Below are 19009 nucleotides of genomic sequence, written 5' to 3' on the forward strand. Positions count from 1 at the left end.
TAGTTCAAACCGGAAATCATCAATCAAAAAACGAATATTATGAATTTAAATCCTAAAATAGGAAGGGTATTGGGTTGCCTTTTTTTAACTCAATTTGTATTGGGTGTTTTAATAAACTTTCATTTATTAGGCCCAGTAATCTACGATAAAGATTTCTTGGCGATAGCCTCTTCTCAGTCCAATATAGTAATTACAGCGGTATTACTTGCAGTGGTATTAAGTGGTTTTGGTTTTTGGGCTGCACTGCTATTAAAACCATTTTTCTCGATCTACAAAAATTCTTTAGCACTTTGGTATCTAGGTTTTAGTATTATAGGTTTTGCTATCACCTTGGTAGATAATACTGTTGTACTTTCTATTCTGTCTGTAAGTAACGATTACGTGCAAGCTCATGATTCAGATACAAAACTGCTAAAGGGTTTTGGTAATCTAATTCTTGATATGAGGGGTTGGGTACACATGATGGATATGCTCGTTGGAGGAATATCTATGATGATCTTGTATTATGGGTTTTGCCAAACAAAGCTTGTCCCTGGTCTTTTATCTATTCTGGGGTGTGCAGCAACTTTGGTCATGTTGGGTAATGTGCTCTGGTCTATTTATGGTACAGGATCAATGACACTTTACCTTCCTGTTGGGTTAATGCAAATAGCAATTGCGTTTTGGCTAATTATAAAAGGTTTTACTCTTAAGAAACTAGTTCCAGATACCGTATAAAAATTCATCATTAACAATCAAAAAACAAAATTATGCAAACGATAAATAAAACAATTCAATTTGGAGAATTCGTAGAGGGATATACTATTCCTGTTTTAAACGAAAGAGAAATAAGAGCAGCAGCTGGAGTTTTATTTCTGCTTATGCTTATTTCGATACTCATAGTCGTTTTTACAGGTGATTTTACCATGCTCAAATATGCAGTTACTATTTTTCTTACCGATATTATGATTAGGGTTTTAATAAATCCTAAGTTTTCCCCATTTCTTATTTTAGGTAGGCTAATGGTTCGTAATCAAGTGCCAGAATATGTGGGAGCACCTCAAAAGAAATTTGCTTGGAAAATTGGTTTGATACTATCTGCAACTATATTCATACTTTCTAATGTGATCAACTCCTACGGACCCGTTACGGCACTTATTTGCTTAATATGTCTGGTATTTTTGTTTTGGGAAACAGCTTTTGGTATTTGTTTGGGTTGTAAGTTTTATAGCATCTTTTATAAAGATAAGGTACAATATTGCCCAGGGGAGGTTTGTGAAAGAAAAGATAGGCAAAACATACAAAAAACGTCTCGAATACAACTTATGATTGTTTTAGGGTTCATTTTTTATATAGTGATCATGGTAATGCTTCTGCAAGATGTTTATACAGAAGACCCTAGAGACTTATGGGATATCATTCAGGGAACAGCAGAAAAATAATTATGGAGCATTATTTTTCTAAATATCACAAAGGTATTATTGGTCAATACCACAGTATAAAAACTCCTTATCATGATGCTATTAGGGTCATTTATGCTGATTGGACAGCCAGTGGGAGGATGTATGGCCCCATAGAAGAACGTATGCAGAAAGACTTTTATCCGCTTGTTGCCAATACTCATACTGATACCAATTATACTGGATCTGCAATGACTTATGCCTATCATAAGGCACAACAGATTGTTAAGGATTGTGTGAATGCGGGGACTAAAGATGTACTTATTTCTTCAAATTCTGGTATGACTGGAGTAATCAATAAGTTTCAGCGTATTTTGGGGTTGCGCATCCCAGAACGGTTTAAAAATCAAATTAAATTATCAGAAGAGGATCGCCCTGTGATTTTTATTTCTCATATGGAACACCATTCTAATCAAACTTCTTGGTTAGAAACTATTGCAGATGTGATCATTGTGCCTCCCGATGACACTGGTTTGGTATCGGTTGATAAATTTGAAGAAGTAATACGCCTATATATTCATCGTAAAACAAAAATTGTTGCGATAACAGCTTGTTCCAATGTTACTGGGATAATAACTCCATATCTTGAAATAGCAGAATTAATTCATAAATATAATGGTTTATGTTTTGTAGACTTCGCTTGTGCAGCACCGTATATTAGAATTGATATGCATCCCGATGATAGTAACGGAAGATACTTTGATGCAATTTATTTTTCAGGTCACAAGTTTTTGGGAGGTCCTGGTACTACAGGTGTATTAGTTTTTAATCATAAATTATATAATAATTTGGTGCCTGATGTTTCTGGAGGAGGCACGGTATCCTGGACAAACCCTTGGGGAGGGCATAAATACCTACAGAATATTGAAGAAAGAGAAGATGGGGGCACTCCTGCATTTCTCCAAACAATTAAGTTGGCTATGTGTATGCGTCTCAAGGAAGAGATGAATGTAAGTCATATTCAAAAGAGGGAAATAGATATTTTGGAAATGATATGGGAAACCCTGAATGCTATTCCAAATTTATATGTTTTAGGAGAACAACATAAGGATAGGTTGGGTGTAATTTCCTTTTATATTGAAGATTTGCATTATAATCTTGGGGTTAAATTATTGAATGATAGATTTGGAATACAGACAAGGGGAGGGTGTTCTTGTGCAGGAACCTATGGGCATTTTTTACTTAATGTAACTCAGGAAAAATCTAGAGTTATTACTGACCAGATTGATAAAGGGGACTATACAAATAAACCAGGGTGGATTCGTATGTCTATACATCCTACGCATACGACTGAGGAAGTAGCATTTATTTTGAATGCTATAAAACAATTAGCGCAGCATCATAAAGAGTGGAAAAAAGATTATCATATAGATTTGATGAAAGGAGTTATAGCACATCAAAATGAAGTGGCTGCATTAGAGATGAAATGGGAGATAGATAGTAGTCTTACGGGTAAATTTGTTAAAAATGCTGAGTCCTATCGTCTATGGTAAAATAAGAATTGGTATAGATACATGGCTAACCTCTGAACAAAAAGAATCTATCTTTCATGTTTTCAATTTCTGAGTTTTTATTGGTCACAATATAATCTATAGCTTCTTTGGTGAATTTTTTGCCTTTTTGGGTTAATGAGACAATTTCATTATCTATAGTGATCATATTATTTTTTAGCGCCAATTCTAAAACTGATTTCGATTGTACTTTTTGCCAGTTAATATGTTCATTTAAATGTTTTACATGTCTTTCTTCTTTTTCTTTATGATTTCCGAGATGTAATAGAAAAGTAAGTAATGAAACTTCTATACGTTGTTGTTTTTGACGATACAGTACAGAAAGTAGCCCTTTATTGGGGGCGAATAGGTAAACCATCAAAAATACCACGCCTAAAACGGTGGTCATAGAACCAGATATAGAAGCGTCTAAACCATGTGCTACCCAATATCCGGTAATTGCACTTCCTACGCCAAAAATAACAGCAAGTAAGAGCATTTTCTTGAGATCGTTGGTGAGCAAATAAGCGGTTGCTGCAGGAGCAATCATAAGGGCAATTACCAAAATGGCTCCAACGGCATCAAAAGCTCCAACAGTAGTTATAGATGAAACTGTCATTAACCCGTAATGAATTACAACTGGAGAAAGACCAAGCGCAGAGGCTAAACCAGCATCAAACGTACTTACTTTTAATTCCTTAAAAAATGCAAGAAGTAGCCCTAAGGTAATTAATAATATTGTTCCGATAATCCATAAGGATTTTGGGCCTAAATCAAATTCTCCTATGTTGAGTCTGTCAAAAGGTGCAAAAGCAAGTTCTCCAAGTAAAACAGCGTCTACATCTAGATGCACGTCGTTGGCGTTTTTTGCAATTAACAATATTCCAATGCTAAAGAGTACCGGGAATACCAATCCTATAGCGGTATCTTCTTTTACTAAGCCTGTTTTTTGAATAAACTCTACCAAGACTACTGTTAAGACCCCACTAGCTGCTGCTAGAATAATTAAAAGGGGAGAGGATAAATCTTGTGTAACAAAAAAACCAATCACGATGCCGGGTAATATAGAGTGACTTATGGCATCGGTGATTAAAGCCATTTTACGCAAAACCAGAAAAGTTCCGGGTATGGCGCAGGCCATAGCCACCAAACTTGCAATTAATTGTATTTCAATTTGTGCACTACTCATCTTCCTCTGCTTTAACAAGTTGGTTGTATAGGTTGGCTGCGGTATGAAATCCAGAGGCGGTCATTGACCACATATTTCCATGAACTTTTATGTAATTTTTATCTTCAAGTTTTTGAAGTGATTTTCGAGTAAAACCTTGAAAATTGTTAAGAATTTTTATAGCATGTGGATGAGAAATATCTTCATGTGTACTCGCAATATCATACATAAAAGAAAGTGTCTTATGCAGTTGAAGATCGTTTCGGTTTTTTCTAAAACGAATTTCTCTGAATAGTAAGCCTCTACCTGGTGAAAACACAAATGAAATTAAGACAAATGCTCCGGCTACCAATACAATTACAGGTCCCGTCGATAGGTTGTTATGGCTTGCACTTATGGCAGTACCCAGAACACCAGAAGATGCTCCAAAAATAGCAGCTAAAATAACCATTATAGCAAGGTTATTTGTCCACTGTCTTGCTGCAGCAGCCGGTGCTAATAACATGGCACTCATTAATACAACTCCAACTGTTTGTAACCCCAGTACAATAGCTACTACAATAAAGGTAGTAATTAAAATGTCTAAGAATTTAGTATTGAAACCTAAGGTTTTTGTATACTCTGGATCAAAGAGTAATAGTTTTAATTCTTTCCAAAACAATAAAAGAATAACCAAACTTATTCCGGTTACTATAATCATTAACCATACATCGCTTTCGAGAAGTGTTGCTGCTTGTCCAAAAAGGTAGCTTTCTAAGCCCGCTTGATTAGCATTTGGTTGCTTTTGAATGTAGGTTAATAGTAACATTCCAAACCCAAAGAACAATGATAAAATAAGGCCAAGGGCAGTATCTGATTTAAGATGTGTTTTACGCGTTATACCACGAATCCAGAATGTACCAATTAAACCACTTACAAGTGCACCTAGTAGAAACGCAGCACTATTTTTGGTACCAAGAACTAAAAAGGCAATGGCGATACCTGGTAGTGCCGCATGTGAAATAGCGTCACCTAACAGGCTTTGTTTACGTAGTACGGCAAAACTTCCTAGCATTCCACAAATTGCACCAAGAATAGCCGTGCCCAATGTTATCGTTCGCAACGTATAATCGGTAAAAACAAGTTCTATGTATTCTTGAAGATCCATAGTATTATTGTTTTATACTTACTTTATAATTAATTCCGTAAGTTTTGGTGAGGTTATCATCGTTAAAAATGTCTTTCACCGGTCCTGTGGCAATCTTTTTTACATTTAGAAAAGTTACCCAATCAAAATATTCGGGTACTGTTTGTAGATCATGATGAACCACTATAACAGTCTTTCCAGCCTTTCTAAGCTCCTTCAAGATATTAATAATAGCTTTTTCAGTAGTAGCATCTACCCCTTGAAAAGGTTCGTCCATAAAATAAATTGATGCATTTTGGACCAATGCTCTAGCTAGGAATATACGTTGTTGTTGTCCTCCAGACAATTGACTAATCTGTCTATGCTTAAATGATAACATTCCAACTTTCTCCAGTGCTTCAAGCGCAGCTTTTTTTTCTTTTTGACCTGGTCTTTTAATCCACCCTAGGCTGCCGTAGGTTCCCATCATGACCACATCTAATGCTGTGGTAGGGAAATCCCAGTCTACACTCCCTTTTTGAGGGACATAAGCTACTAGTGAACGCTGTTTCTTGTAAGATTTTCCATAGATTTTAGTGCTTCCGGCAATGGGTTTTATAATATCTAAAATTGATTTGATCAAAGTTGATTTTCCTGCTCCATTTGGTCCTACAATTGCCATAAGCACCCCTTCGGGAATAGCTAAGTCGATATCCCATAGTACCGGCTTGTAATTGTAGGCAACCGTTAAATCATCTATTTGAACAGCAATTTTTTCTTCCATTACTTCAATGCATTTATAATCGTATTTACATTATAGTCAAACATTCCGATATACGTTCCTTCATTAGTTCCAGGGTTTCCCAACGCGTCAGAAAATAAGGTGCCTCCAATAGTTACCTGATGGTTTTTAGAAGCTACTGCTGCTTGCAAGGCTTCAATGGTGCGTTTAGGAACCGAACTTTCTACAAAAATGGCCTTCACTTTTTTCTCTATAATAAAATTGGCAAGTTTTTGGACATCTTGAACACCAGCTTCTGTTGCTGTTGAAAGCCCTTGTAAACCAACTACTTCAAAGTTATATGCTTTTCCAAAATAACTGAACGCATCATGTGCCGTAACCAAAATTCTTTTTTCTTTAGGAAGCGTAGCGATGGTTCTTTCTAACTGTGTTTCTAATGCTTCTAATTTCGAAAGATAGTTTTTTCCATTTGTTTCAAAAACTACAGAGTTTTTAGGATCAGCAACAGATAATTGTTTTATAACATATTCGGTAATTATCTTCCAATTATTAACACTAAACCATACATGGGGGTCATAATTTGAAGCGAAATAATCAGACCCTATAAGGGTGCTTTTATCCAGACATGCACCAACAGGAATGGTTTTGATATCTTGGCTTTCCATTTTTTCAAATACTTCTACCAGTTTTCCTTCCAGATGTAAGCCGTTATAAAATATAATATCTGCGTTAACCAGTTTATTCACATCTCCTTCGCTAGCCTTATATAAATGGGGATCTACGCCGCTTCCCATTAACCCATTTACCTCGATAGTATCTCCTCCAATATTTTTTAACAGGTCTGTTATCATTGAAGTGGTAGTTACTACATTTAGTTTTTGGTTTTCTTTTTTGACTCCCTTTTTACAGGAAAAAAGAGTCATAGAGATTAAAAAAAGTATCCCAAGTCTTTTGATCATTTTATAAATTTTAGTCCTAATAAAATTTTATACAGTTAGAGGCTTAATTTTTTATGCTAACAATTACTTATCTAACTTTCAAACTGCATAGGTTGTTGTTTAATACTTTGAAATTATATTAGGTTTAGTATTTTTGTTTTATTATTGAAGCAAAACTAAAAAAGTTAGCCATGACTAACAAATCAAATTCGAATAATTTAACAAAAAGCGAAGAGGACTATTTAAAAGCTCTTTTTCAGTTATTGGTAGAGGATAATTCGGTAAAAGTCGGTAATAACCAACTAGCCGAATATCTAAAGGTCTCTCCGGCTTCTACAAATAATATGATCAAGAAGCTAAAAACAAAGGATTATGTAGTAAGTGAAAAATATGGAAAGTTAGAGCTAACCGAAGAGGGACGTGCCATAGCTGTTAAGCTAATTAGAAAGCATAGACTTTGGGAGACGTTTTTATATAATTATTTGAATTTTAGTTGGGACGAAGTACATGATGTCGCAGAACAACTAGAACATATAAAATCCTATAAGTTAATTGATGAGTTGGATAGGTTTATGGATTTTCCTGAAAAGGATCCACATGGAGAACTCATCCCAAATTCAAAAGGGGAGTATAAAGTGGTTCCTAAAATTACCTTATCTTCTTTGGAAGAAGGCGATGTCTGTAAACTAATATCTGTAAACGATGGTTCGGTTAATTTTTTGAGATTTGTCTCAGAAATAGGATTGGCCTTGAGTAGTGAAATTAAGATACTCGAGGTACGCGAATTTGATAAGTCAATTCGAATTGCATTTAATGACACTATTGAAACGGTGACAAGAAAATTTGCAGATAATGTATTTGTAGAGAAGCTTATATAGTTTTTGTAAGTGTTAAAATAGTCATCGTCTATAAGAATGTTAAAGAATTGAAGTTATCTTTGGTAATCACACAAATAATTTATGGAGCTGAATTTGAAAAAACCGATATGTTTTTTTGATCTTGAAACTACCGGTGTCAATATTTCTAAAGATCGCATTGTAGAAATTTCTATTCTCAAAATATTTCCAAACGGAACCCAGGAAAGTAAAACTTGGTTAGTGAACCCTGAAATGCCAATTCCTCCCGAAACAACTGCCGTTCATGGTATCGATGATGCTAAAGTTGCAAATGAACCTACATTCAAACAAATTGCAAACTTGGTGAGTGAGATGATTAAAGGGTGTGATCTTGGAGGGTTTAACTCTAATCGATTCGATATTCCATTATTGGCAGAAGAATTATTGAGAGCAGGCCTTGACTTTGATATGAAAAATACTGTTGCCGTTGATGTGCAAACCATTTACCATAAAATGGAAAAGAGAACACTTTCTGCTGCATATAAATTTTATTGTGACAAAAATCTAGAAGATGCTCATTCTGCAGAGGCAGATACTATGGCTACTTACGAAGTGTTAAAGGCACAACTCGACAAATACCCAGAGTTAGAAAATGACACTAAGTTTTTGTCAGAATTTAGTTCTAGAAAACAATTTGCAGATTTTGCTGGTTTTATCGCTTATGACGAAAATGGAAAAGAAGTGTTTTCATTTGGTAAGCATAAGGGAAAACTAGTTGAAAAAGTCATGGAAGAAGAACCTGGGTATTTTGGATGGATTCAAAATGCCGACTTTCCATTGTATACCAAAAAAGTGCTTACTGCGGTTCGACTTCGCAAATTAAACAATAGCCTGAACTTATAGTATTCTTTTATTTTTTCAATTATGAAGCTTATTTGCATTGGACGCAATTATACGGATCATATAGAAGAATTAGAAAATGAAAAACCCGTTGATCCAGTGGTTTTTTTGAAACCTGACACTTCTATTTTACTAAAAAAACAACCGTTTTTTATCCCAGATTTTTCTAATAATATACACCACGAGGTAGAGGTTCTGGTAAAAATTAAAAAATTGGGTAAATATATAGATAGAAAATTTGCTCATAAATATTATGATGAAATTGGTCTGGGAATAGATTTTACGGCAAGAGATCTACAAAGTCAGCTTAAGGAAAAAGGCTTGCCTTGGGAAAAAGCAAAAGCTTTTGATGGAGCAGCAGTATTAGGTAAATGGGTATCTAAAGAAGAATTTTTAGATGTGAACGATATTAATTTTCGACTTGAGAAAAATGAAGAAATTGTTCAGCAAGGAAACACAAAACTGATGCTCTGGAAAATTGATGAACTTATCGAATATGTTTCACAGTTTTTTACCTTGAAGATCGGTGATATTATTTTCACGGGTACTCCTGCTGGAGTAGGGCAAGTAAAAACAAATGATGTTTTGACCGGTTTTATCGAGGGACAAAAAATGTTCTCCATTAAAGTGAAGTAGGGCAGGGAGCTTTAATCTAACTGTTCCAGAACTGATAATAGTCTTTTGGGACTCATATATTCAAAATAACGTTTTCTGATATGGAATTGTTCATCCAAAAAAATAGTCGCGGGTAAAGAAAAAGGCTGTTTTTCTCGCGAAGCTAGTAATATTGGGATTTCATGTATAGCATTCCGGTTTTCTAAATAATTTCTATTGGTGAACACAGTACCATCAAAGTGAATGGTATCTGTGCTCTCTGCATTCATTTTAACTGCATAATAATCTTCATTGATTTTCTTCGCTATATTGGGTTTTGTGAAGACAGCACGATCCATTTTTTTGCAGTACGCACACCAATCTGCATAAAAGCTAATCAGTACTTTCTTGGGCTTAATAGATAGGGAGTCATCTAACTGCTCAAAAGTAATCCATCTTACTTTTTCTTTTTGTTGTGAATAAGCTTTAGATGTAACAATAAGAATGAATAGTATGATTTTAATGTATCTCATCACTTATGCAATTTACCAAGTTTTATTCCTATAAAAAAGGTTCTTGGGCTACCTGGACCATAAATATAATCAGAATCCCGAAGTGGTCCGATATCGAAATCATCCTGATAACTATCGAATATGTTTTTAACACCTCCGCTAAATGTAATCTGAAAGTTCTCTGAAATATCGGTATGGTATTCTAATTTCAAATTCAAATCGAAAAACGGATTTGTATCTATAAGATTTAAAAATCCGGTTTCACTTACCACTCTGGGCACTGTCATATTTCCGGTATAAGTTCCTGTAAGATCCATATTAAAATGTTCTCCAGGTATCCAAGATGCATTTAGATATCCATAGGTGTTAGGGTTTCTCACAAACTCATCTACTACAACATCTGTTTCGTTAGTATTGGAGTCATCACTTTCAAAAAGTACTTGGTCTTCATCATAGCTAGCTTTTTGTATGGTTCCTCCCAACTGAAATTGCCATTCTTTTGAAGGGGAGATTCCTATCTCAAAATTGGTTCCAAATACTTTGGCTCCTGATCCATTTCGCACTTCTTCTAGAATGGATCCGTTTTCAAGAACAGCTCCTGTGCTTACTAACGTAAATGGATCTTCAAGATCGGTGTAGAACCCTTCTAAAAGAAAATCCGTCTGCATTTTACGTATATTTTTTGAATAGTTTAAAGAAGCTGTGTATGCATTAGAAAACTCGGTATCAAGATTTTCTGATAAAATCACAAATTGAGGTTCTCCACCAACCGATGAAATATGTAAATCTTCATTAAAAGCTTGCGGTGCTCTAAAACCTCTAGCAAAACCACCTCGTAATTTTAGGCTTTTGAAAAGATTATACGATAGTGTAATTCTTGGGCTGAGCACTGTTTGGGTAATGGATGCATTTCTTGAGATACCTCCAATATTGTAATCGCCATCTACATTTACATGATCTAGTCGAGTTCCAACAAGTGCTGTAAAATTATCATTTGGTTTCCATTCGTATTGTACATAAGAGCCTACGGTATGTACTTGTTGGTCAATAAGACGATTGTATCCGGCAATAATATCTTCTGTGTCACTAATGTTATATTCTGCTCCTATGGTGATAATATCATTGTTCTTAAGGTTATGAGTGAATTGAACTCCTGTAAGCAATGCTAAATCTTTGGTCACCCCATATGAATTTAATGCAAGTATACTGTCTTGTCGGGTACGAGAACCTCCCAAACCTCCATAATAACTATCTCTATCTGTATATTGTCCCGAGGTGTATACTGATAAATTATTAGTACCCTTTTTGTTTTCTACTTCGTATGTGATCCCTCCTAAAAAGGTATTATGGTCTAGTTCTTCTGTGATGTCGGTAAAATGGGGTGCAAGATTTAAACGATCTCCTCCTCGACGATATTCTTTTATAGTAGTTAGGTCAAGAGAAATTTTACTTCTGTCATTTGGTTTTAAGAAGGTTTTTAAACCAAAAGTAGTGTTTTCAAGGGTTGTTAATTCTGTAAAACCATCGTTATTAGCATCAAATTCTTCTCTGTCTCGGCTAAGTCCGAATACCGTAATTCCCGACATTAAATCATCGCTTACCAGAGAGGCGTTAAAATTTAGAGTGCGGTCTGGAGTGTCTCCATCTATCAGTCCAAAGTAGGTTCCGATTTCCCAAGTATTTAGTACAGGGTCTTTGGTTATGATGTTGATGGTTCCTGCTATAGCATTAGATCCATACAGTGCAGAGCCCCCACTTCTCACTACTTCTATACGTTCTACAATATTGGTAGGTATTTGTTCTAGTCCGTATACACTATTTAGAGCACTAAATACAGCTCGGCTGTTTATTAGAACTTGAGTGTAGCTTCCATCCAGGCCGTTGAGTCTTACCTGAGTAAATCCACAGTTTTGACAATTGTTTTCAACTCTTACCCCGGGAGAGTAGTTAAGTCCTTCAGAAATTGAAATAGATTGAGTAGCTCCTAATAACTTTGGGCTAAGAACATTGACAACTACAGGAGCTTTTTTGCGATTTACTCTATTTCTTGTCGCGCTTATTACCACCTGGTCCAAATTTAATCGATCTTCTTTTAGGGTAAATGTTTTTGTTGTGGTTGGGCTATCGATGTAAACAGCGTCCTCGAAGGGTTGATAACCTGCCGAATTGATAGATATTTGGTAATTCCCGAAAGGAATACTTTTAATTTCGAAGGCACCGTTTTCATCTGCCGAGATATAGGTGTTAAAAGAGGAATTGTATAGTTTAATATTTGCGTATGGTAGATTTGCTTCCTCTGTACGTATATTTCCTTTTAATGTCCCGTTTTGTCCTAATATCATAGTGATTTGGAAAAAGGAAAAAAGGAATAACAGTGTCTTCATGTTTAATTGTTATTTTTATTAGTTTTGGCAAATTTATAAAGTTAGGCTAGACTAACAAATTTTTTTAACAACTATTAAATAGATTTTAGTTTTGTTTAATTAGCCTGTTTTTCTTTTGCTATTTAAGCATTACTAGGATACAGTAGATTGATATTTTTTTGATATAAATGCACTTTGATTACAGAATAATCAATAAATATTTTAGTTTGTAGGAAGGAGATATTATATTTACACATAAACCCAGAAGAATTTGAACCGATTCTTGTATTACGGGTTCTGTTATTGACAATTTTTGAATCAAAAATAAAATAAATGAGCAAAGGATATAGCTTGAAAAATGTAAATGAGTTATCTGGTGGCGATGATGAATTTATAGCCGTATTGGTACAAACTTTCTTAGAAGAGATTCCGCCAGATTTGGAGAACATGGTCCAGGCTGTTGATGCTGATAATCCTGAAATGGCTTATCAATATGCTCATAAAATGAAGCCAAATCTTCAATTGTTCGATATCGATTTGTTGGCTCAAATTAAACAGATAGAAGCTTGGTCTAAAACAAAAAAGAGTAAAGAAGAAATTCAAACAGTTTTAGATCATATTGTATTGACCGTAAATGGTGCTATTGAAGAATTAAAGGTGGATTTCTCATAAGTATGTTAGCCGAAATTATTACTATTGGAGACGAAATTCTAATAGGTCAGATTGTCGATTCTAATTCTGCTTTCATGGGAAAAGAATTGAATAAAATTGGAATCGATGTTTACCAGATTACATCTATTAGTGATGATCATCAGCATATTCTTAATGCTATCGATGAGGCTAAAAATAGAGCAGATATAATTCTTATTACAGGAGGATTAGGCCCTACAAAAGATGATGTTACCAAGCATACGATTTGTGAGTATTTTAATGATACATTAATTGAAAATGAGGAAGTGCTGGCTCATGTAGAGGCTTTATTTGCAAAGTACATTTCTACACCAATTTCAGATGTAAATAGACAACAAGCCTTGGTGCCAAGTAAATCCACAGTTTTGATGAATCAATATGGTACGGCCCCCGGAATGTGGATAGAACAGGATGGTAAGGTGTTTGTGTCTATGCCTGGTGTTCCGTTTGAGATGAGGGGATTAATGAAAAATGAGGTTATTCCCAGATTACAGAAAAGATTTGAACGCCCTTTTATTATTCATAAGACCATTCATACCTACGGTTTAGGCGAAAGTGCCATTGCGGCAAGAATTGAAGAATGGGAAGATAGTTTACCTCCATTTTTAAAACTCGCGTATTTACCAAATCTTGGAAGAGTGAGACTTCGTGTTTCCGCTAGAGGAAGAGATAAAAAACTGTTACAGGATACTATAGAAGAAAGAATTTCTAAACTCAAACTCCTTATAGGTGATATTATTGTGGGTTATGATGAGGGAGAGACGATAGAGATGAGAATTGGTAATTTGTTGAAGTACAAAAAGAAGACTTTAGCGGTTGCAGAAAGTTGCACTGGAGGTACGATAGCTCAAATTTTTACTGCAAATTCTGGAGCTTCCAAATATTTTAGTGGAGGGGCAGTTACGTATGCAACCCAATCTAAGATAGATGTACTTGGAGTTCCAGCAGAACTTATACAAGAATATACTGTAACTAGTTTAGAGGTTGCTGAAGCAATGGCTCAAACAGTTAAAGAAAAGTTTAATTCCGATTATGCTATCGCAACAACAGGAAATGCTGGTCCCGATAAAGGAGATGGTGATGTAGAGGTAGGAACAGTATTTATTGCTATTGCCACCCCTGAAAGAATTTTTTCCAAAAAGTATGAATTTGGAAATGGCAGAGAGAGAACTATCGGTAAAGCCGTAAATAAATCCTTAGAACTCTTGTTAAACGAGCTTGGGAAATAGGTACTAATTGTACTTTTCTATTCTTTTATTGAAATTATGTTGTTAGACCAATCAATAGCATCTTCTAAATCGTTTGTTATATAGGTGGGCATTGCCGTGAAAGTCTCTTCTAACTTTGCAACTTTATAATTAACCGGATCATAAATTACAATTGCGTAACCTTTAAGATTAGGAAAGTAATCTTCGGCTCCATAAATTCTTGTTGGTTTAAAAGAATAAGAATTAATTCGTTGAGAAATATACGTGAATGGTATTTGGTCTTTGTAATAAAACTGAATTAATTCGTAGAGTTTTTTACCACTATCAAAATTAAGATCCAATCCTTCATTGACATTTCCGATAACAAAGTTTTCGTAAAAGTAAAACCAGCCAATATCAATTTCATGTTTATTTAAAAGAGGGGTATTAATATTTTTAATCATTTAAAAAAACTGTTTGATCTTTCTAAAATAAACAATAATAATTAAAACCATAATAAGAGGCACTAGTGAGCATGTTTTAAACATATAAATTATATAGTTTAAAGCTCAAAAAACTGGTTTTTTATAAAATTAATGAGTCTTAAAAAGATTTTAATCATGAACTATTAAATCTTCGGCCCATTTGATTGCTTCTTCCATATTGTAAAAGATTTGTATTGGGATTTTAAGAAAAGGACGTTCTATATTCGCTATTTCAGCATTCATTTTACTATAAGTGACAATAGCATAACCTTTTGTGTTTGGTAAAATTTTAGCAGTTTCAAAATGTACGGTGGGGTTTAGCGAATATGAATTAATTCTGTTTGCTATATATACAAATGGTTTGTGTCTGCCATAATATTTTTTGGTGTACATGTCAGTAACCTGCATTACCATCTCCAGATCGATAACTACACCTTCTTCAATTTCAGAAATCATAAAGTTCTCATAATAATAAAAAGAGCCAATATTGACTACAGTATGTTTCTTGATGAGCTTATGTTCTATGTTATCAAGCATTTTTAGGTTTAAATTAAATGTGTTTACCTTATAAATATACATTACACCATAGCAATAAACCAACTTTTAAAAGTTTCAAATGTTTTATTGTAGCAAGGAGCTCATTAATTATAGCTTGTTTTTAGGCTGTAATGAGTAGCTTAGTGTTATATTTGCTTGGTCATTCTAATGCTTTAATAAATGAGATCATTTTGTTTTTTAAGAAATAGGAAAACCCTTGGTTTTTAATGCAATAAAAACAAGGTTAAAAAAACTTTAATAAATGAGAAAATTTTTAAAAACTATTATTGGCTGTTCGAGAAATTATTCGTTACTTTGCACCCTGTTTTGAAATAACACCAAAATTAAGAAGAGATGTCTAGAGTTTGCGAGCTTACAGGAAAAAAAGCAATGGTAGGAAACAACGTTTCTCACGCGATGAATAAAACAAAACGTAAATTTAATGCAAATTTGATTAAAAAGCGTTTTTATATTCCAGAAGAAGACCGCTGGATTACACTTAAAGTGTCTACTGCAGCGTTAAAAAATATAAATAAAAATGGAATCTCTGCTGTATTAAAGGAAGCAAGAGAAAAAGGTTTTTTTAATAAATAATCTCCTTTTATAAAAGTTACTACAAATGGCGAAGAAAGGTAATAGAGTTCAGGTAATCTTAGAGTGTACAGAGCACAAAGCTTCTGGTCAGCCAGGTACATCAAGATATATAACTACAAAAAATAAAAAGAACACTCCAGATAGAATGGAATTAAAGAAATTTAATCCTATTCTTAAGAAAATGACTGTTCATAAAGAAATAAAATAATAAGACATGGCAAAGAAATCAGTAGCATCGTTACAGACAGGTTCAAAAAGATTAACTAAGGCCATAAAAATGGTAAAGTCTCCTAAAACTGGAGCGTATACTTTTGTTGAATCAATTATGTCACCAGAGTTGGTAAATGACTTTTTAAAGCAAAAGTAAATTTCCTGTAAAAAGATATTTAAAAGAAGCCGTTTCAATAGTATTGAAATGGCTCTTTCTTTTTATATTTAGATAGTCTAATGGTAATTGTTAGATTTTTTAAATTTTACTTATATCGAAAATAACAATGGCGCTTTTTAAAAATATATTTTCTTCAGAAAAAAAAGAAACACTAGATAAAGGTTTAGAAAAGACGAAAACAAGTTTTTTTTCTAAACTTAGCAAAGCTGTTGCAGGTAAGTCTAAAGTAGATGATGATGTCTTGGATGAACTCGAAGAAGTTTTGGTTACTAGTGATGTTGGCGTGAAAACCACGATAAAAATTATTGAAAGAATTGAAGATCGAGTAGCAAAAGATAAGTATTTAGGTACTGATGAACTAAATAAAATACTTAGGGAAGAAATAGCAGGTTTACTTTCTGAAACTAACGTTGGAGAAGCAATAGATTTTGAAATTCCTCAAAACAAGAAACCGTATATCCTAATGGTAGTGGGAGTGAATGGAGTGGGAAAAACTACTACTATTGGTAAATTAGCATATCAGTTTAAGAAAAAAGGTCTTAAAGTTGTGTTAGGGGCGGCAGATACTTTTAGAGCAGCTGCTATAGATCAGCTTCAGGTATGGGCAGATCGTGTTGATATTCCTATCGTGAAACAAGCTATGGGAAGCGACCCCGCGTCAGTAGCCTTTGATACTTTACAATCTGGAGTACATCAAGATGCAGATGTTATCATTATTGATACTGCAGGAAGATTGCATAACAAGGTTAATTTAATGAATGAGTTAACCAAAGTAAAAAGAGTGATGCAAAAGGTAGTAGAAGATGCTCCTCATGATGTGTTACTTGTACTAGATGGTTCTACTGGCCAAAATGCTTTCGAACAGGCGAAACAATTTACTGCAGCTACCGAAGTGAATTCTTTGGCGGTTACCAAGTTAGATGGTACAGCAAAAGGAGGGGTAGTGATAGGTATTAGTGATCAGTTTCAAATTCCGGTAAAATATATCGGTGTAGGAGAAGGAATAGAAGATTTACAAGTGTTTAATAAATACGAATTTGTAGATTCGTTTTTTAAATAAATATGACGATATTTCATTTATGGTCCTGAGAAGTTTCTCAGGACCTTTTTTGTTTACTTTATTAGTATGCTTTCTCCTTAAATTAATAAAATAAAACGGTTAGGCACTTTAAAACTTCAAAAGGATACTTAACTATATAAACTAAAATGTCTACCGCATTATATAATAGCATAAGGATCAAGCGATGAATAAAATGAATCTTGTATTTTTGATTAGACGTTATAGAAATAAAAAAGGATGAAATAAGGGTAACATTTTGCCTTACTACGACACATTATAGTAGAGGTTAGATACTATATAACAAAACGATAATATTAGAGGAATCAAGCATGATAAAAAAAATAATTCTTTTCACTATAATTTTTTTTCTAGCCTTTTGTAAAGACATTCAAGGGCAAACAGGCACTAGTGCAGATCAACTTCTTTGTAGAGTGCTAGAACAGGGGTCGAAACAACCTGTGCTATACGCAACTATTAAATTTTTGGGTACAAATCAAGGGATGATATCTGATGATAAGGGAGAATTTAGACTTCCGTTGCATTTAGATGGCTCAGAAAAAATTAAAATTTCTTCTATCGGTTTTGAAACCAAAGAGATACCAATAAAAAACCTCAAAAAAAGCGAAATTAATATCATCTATCTTACTTCCAAAATAGAAGAACTAGATGCTGTTGCTTTAGTAGTGAAGAAAAAAAAGGAACCGAGATTATCTGCGGAGGAAATAATAAAAAAAGCACTAAGAAAAATACCAGATAACTACCCTCAGAGTCCATATTCCTATATTGGTTATTATCGAGATTATCAGCAACCTGTAGACGAAAGTTATGCAGAATTGTATAAAGGTTTAGAAAGTATTCAATATGTTAATCTTAATGAAGGTATAATAGAGGTGTATGATGCAGGTTTTGGTACCGATTATTTTGCAGATGAAAAAAATCAGACATTATTATATAGCTATGATCGTAATGCGACCTTTATTCAGGATAGTACACTAGCTATTCCGTATGATAACAAAAAAGAAAAATACCTTAAGGATGTAACTATTTCTCCATTAGGAGGTAATGAGCTTAGTGTTATGAATATTACCAATGTGATACGTAATCACAATAAGGTAACATTCTCTTTTGTAGATATGTTGGATAAGAATTTCATGGAAAACCATTTTTTTGATCTTAAAGGAATTCGATATCTAGATGATATGAAGATATATGAAATAGGTTTTTTAACTGAAGCCGAAGTGGCAGGTGTAAATCACTATGGTAAAGGCTCTATTTTTATTGCAAAAGAAAACTTTGCGATTCATAAATTTACTTATGAAATGTTTGAAAAAGATAAGGAGATTAATAAAAATCCTCTATATGGGGTAACTCTAGAATATGTTTCGGTCAATGACAAAATGTATTTGAATTATCTCACTTTTAATAATAGATTTCAGGCCAATAGCGATCATTATTTCAAAACTAAAACCCGTGTATTGGATGAAGAAAATTTGTTTTTTGATATCTACTTCAATAGGCCATACGATAAAAAGTCGGCATCCTCAAAAAGTAAGTATAAAGTAACCTATACTTATAAACAAGATAAAATTAAGGTGAATGATGTTCAGGTTTTTGATGATTATGTTAGAGTACAGATTGATAAAAAACAGGTATTAGGGTCTCCAGATTTTAATAAACAAACTTTGTCACGAGATCTTAGATTGTATATAAAAAATATCAAAGATATAGATGGTAATGGTATTGATAAAATACCTAACGTAACTGTAAATCAATATAGAGAAATATTTGTACAAGAGGTGTTTCCTGGTAAAACTGTAGACAAAAGCATGAAGTTAATGAATAAATACGCACCTCTCTCGGATTCTGAAATCAATGTTTTTGAAGAAAAGAATAAGTACTGGGTGAATACACCTTTAAGGCGTGGAGATGATTAATCATTGTTACAAAAGAGTTAAAAAAGAGGCGTTTAGGAATAATCTAA

General features: G+C 33.9%; 21 protein-coding genes. 13 read left to right on the forward strand and 8 right to left on the reverse strand.

The window, feature by feature from the left end:
• Positions 1–39 precede the first annotated feature (39 nt).
• The 3 genes from M0D21_RS10645 to M0D21_RS10655 are packed head-to-tail and all read left to right on the forward strand — an operon-like array spanning position 40 to position 2932.
• The gene (locus M0D21_RS10645) at positions 40–717 is read left to right on the forward strand and encodes a DUF4386 domain-containing protein (RefSeq protein WP_248329237.1); all 678 of its coding nucleotides are present in this window, start codon (positions 40–42) and stop codon (positions 715–717) included.
• 32 nt (positions 718–749) lie between these two features.
• Positions 750–1421 carry a DUF4395 domain-containing protein gene (locus M0D21_RS10650; RefSeq protein WP_248329239.1) on the forward strand — a complete coding sequence of 224 codons (672 nt, stop codon included), beginning with the start codon at positions 750–752 and terminating at the stop codon, positions 1419–1421.
• Positions 1388–2932 carry an aminotransferase class V-fold PLP-dependent enzyme gene (locus M0D21_RS10655; protein ID WP_248329241.1) on the forward strand — a complete coding sequence of 515 codons (1545 nt, stop codon included), beginning with the start codon at positions 1388–1390 and terminating at the stop codon, positions 2930–2932. The genes M0D21_RS10650 and M0D21_RS10655 overlap by 34 nt, the downstream gene beginning before the upstream one ends.
• A 25-nt stretch (positions 2933–2957) precedes the next feature.
• Here the strand turns inward: M0D21_RS10655 and M0D21_RS10660 are convergent, their stop codons facing one another.
• Genes M0D21_RS10660 through M0D21_RS10675 form a run of 4 tightly spaced genes read right to left on the reverse strand, consistent with a single transcriptional unit; the run spans position 2958 to position 6903 of the window.
• Positions 2958–4118: a metal ABC transporter permease gene (locus M0D21_RS10660; protein WP_248329243.1), complete on the reverse strand. Its 1161-nt coding sequence runs from the start codon at positions 4116–4118 to the stop codon at positions 2958–2960.
• Positions 4111–5244, reverse strand: coding sequence for a metal ABC transporter permease (locus M0D21_RS10665; RefSeq protein WP_248329244.1), 1134 nt, complete (start codon positions 5242–5244; stop codon positions 4111–4113). Before M0D21_RS10665 ends, M0D21_RS10660 begins: the two co-directional genes overlap by 8 nt.
• 4 nt (positions 5245–5248) lie before the next feature.
• On the reverse strand, positions 5249–5986 hold the full coding sequence (locus M0D21_RS10670) for a metal ABC transporter ATP-binding protein (protein WP_248329246.1): 738 nt from the start codon (positions 5984–5986) through the stop codon (positions 5249–5251).
• A complete protein-coding gene (locus tag M0D21_RS10675) occupies positions 5986–6903 on the reverse strand; it encodes a metal ABC transporter solute-binding protein, Zn/Mn family (RefSeq protein ID WP_248329248.1) in 918 nt (305 codons plus the stop codon). Before M0D21_RS10675 ends, M0D21_RS10670 begins: the two co-directional genes overlap by 1 nt.
• Positions 6904–7073: 170 nt before the next feature.
• Here M0D21_RS10675 and M0D21_RS10680 point away from each other — a divergent pair, with 170 nt between their 5' ends.
• From M0D21_RS10680 to M0D21_RS10690, 3 genes are all read left to right on the forward strand, one after another.
• Entirely contained in the window at positions 7074–7760 is a 687-nt protein-coding gene (locus tag M0D21_RS10680) for a metal-dependent transcriptional regulator (RefSeq protein WP_248329250.1), read from the forward strand.
• Positions 7761–7841: 81 nt separating this feature from the next.
• Positions 7842–8621, forward strand: coding sequence for a 3'-5' exonuclease (locus M0D21_RS10685; RefSeq protein WP_248329252.1), 780 nt, complete (start codon positions 7842–7844; stop codon positions 8619–8621).
• Positions 8622–8642: 21 nt separating this feature from the next.
• Complete coding sequence (locus tag M0D21_RS10690; protein WP_248329254.1) at positions 8643–9254, forward strand: fumarylacetoacetate hydrolase family protein; 612 nt, start codon at positions 8643–8645, stop codon at positions 9252–9254.
• Between the two features lie 11 nt (positions 9255–9265).
• On the opposite strand, the gene M0D21_RS10695 is transcribed toward M0D21_RS10690, so the two are convergent.
• Together M0D21_RS10695 and M0D21_RS10700 are read right to left on the reverse strand one after the other, a co-directional pair.
• Positions 9266–9745 carry a thioredoxin family protein gene (locus M0D21_RS10695; protein WP_248329256.1) on the reverse strand — a complete coding sequence of 160 codons (480 nt, stop codon included), beginning with the start codon at positions 9743–9745 and terminating at the stop codon, positions 9266–9268.
• A complete protein-coding gene (locus M0D21_RS10700; RefSeq protein WP_248329258.1) occupies positions 9745–12108 on the reverse strand; it encodes a TonB-dependent receptor in 2364 nt (787 codons plus the stop codon). The genes M0D21_RS10695 and M0D21_RS10700 overlap by 1 nt, the downstream gene beginning before the upstream one ends.
• Before the next feature lie 312 nt (positions 12109–12420).
• On the opposite strand from M0D21_RS10700, the gene M0D21_RS10705 reads away from it, so the two are divergent.
• Together M0D21_RS10705 and M0D21_RS10710 are read left to right on the forward strand one after the other, a co-directional pair.
• Positions 12421–12759 (forward strand): Hpt domain-containing protein, encoded by a 339-nt coding sequence (locus tag M0D21_RS10705; RefSeq protein WP_248329260.1) that lies wholly within the window; start codon positions 12421–12423, stop codon positions 12757–12759.
• Positions 12760–12761: 2 nt separating this feature from the next.
• Complete coding sequence (locus M0D21_RS10710; protein WP_248329262.1) at positions 12762–14006, forward strand: competence/damage-inducible protein A; 1245 nt, start codon at positions 12762–12764, stop codon at positions 14004–14006.
• A gap of 17 nt (positions 14007–14023) precedes the next feature.
• Here M0D21_RS10710 and M0D21_RS10715 read toward each other — a convergent pair whose 3' ends face one another.
• Both M0D21_RS10715 and M0D21_RS10720 read right to left on the reverse strand, forming a co-directional pair.
• Positions 14024–14428, reverse strand: coding sequence for a hypothetical protein (locus M0D21_RS10715; RefSeq protein ID WP_248329264.1), 405 nt, complete (start codon positions 14426–14428; stop codon positions 14024–14026).
• A 150-nt stretch (positions 14429–14578) separates the two neighbouring features.
• Positions 14579–14986, reverse strand: a complete 408-nt coding sequence (locus M0D21_RS10720; RefSeq protein ID WP_248329266.1) for a DUF7793 family protein — start codon at positions 14984–14986, stop codon at positions 14579–14581.
• Positions 14987–15340: 354 nt separating this feature from the next.
• Between M0D21_RS10720 and rpmB the strand changes: the two genes are divergently transcribed.
• The 5 genes from rpmB (at position 15341) to M0D21_RS10745 (ending at position 18962) form a co-directional block, all read left to right on the forward strand.
• Positions 15341–15580: a 50S ribosomal protein L28 gene (rpmB, locus tag M0D21_RS10725; protein WP_109437158.1), complete on the forward strand. Its 240-nt coding sequence runs from the start codon at positions 15341–15343 to the stop codon at positions 15578–15580.
• Positions 15581–15605: 25 nt separating this feature from the next.
• Positions 15606–15788 carry a 50S ribosomal protein L33 gene (rpmG, locus tag M0D21_RS10730; RefSeq protein ID WP_013070733.1) on the forward strand — a complete coding sequence of 61 codons (183 nt, stop codon included), beginning with the start codon at positions 15606–15608 and terminating at the stop codon, positions 15786–15788.
• 6 nt (positions 15789–15794) lie between these two features.
• Positions 15795–15947: a DUF4295 domain-containing protein gene (locus M0D21_RS10735; protein ID WP_248329268.1), complete on the forward strand. Its 153-nt coding sequence runs from the start codon at positions 15795–15797 to the stop codon at positions 15945–15947.
• A gap of 127 nt (positions 15948–16074) precedes the next feature.
• A complete protein-coding gene (gene ftsY / locus M0D21_RS10740; RefSeq protein WP_248329270.1) occupies positions 16075–17028 on the forward strand; it encodes a signal recognition particle-docking protein FtsY in 954 nt (317 codons plus the stop codon).
• A gap of 329 nt (positions 17029–17357) precedes the next feature.
• Entirely contained in the window at positions 17358–18962 is a 1605-nt protein-coding gene (locus M0D21_RS10745; protein WP_248329272.1) for a carboxypeptidase-like regulatory domain-containing protein, read from the forward strand.
• The last annotated feature ends 47 nt before the right edge of the window (positions 18963–19009 follow it).

The sequence above is a fragment of the Aquimarina acroporae genome (assembly GCF_023195925.1).
Taxonomy (GTDB): domain Bacteria; phylum Bacteroidota; class Bacteroidia; order Flavobacteriales; family Flavobacteriaceae; genus Aquimarina; species Aquimarina acroporae.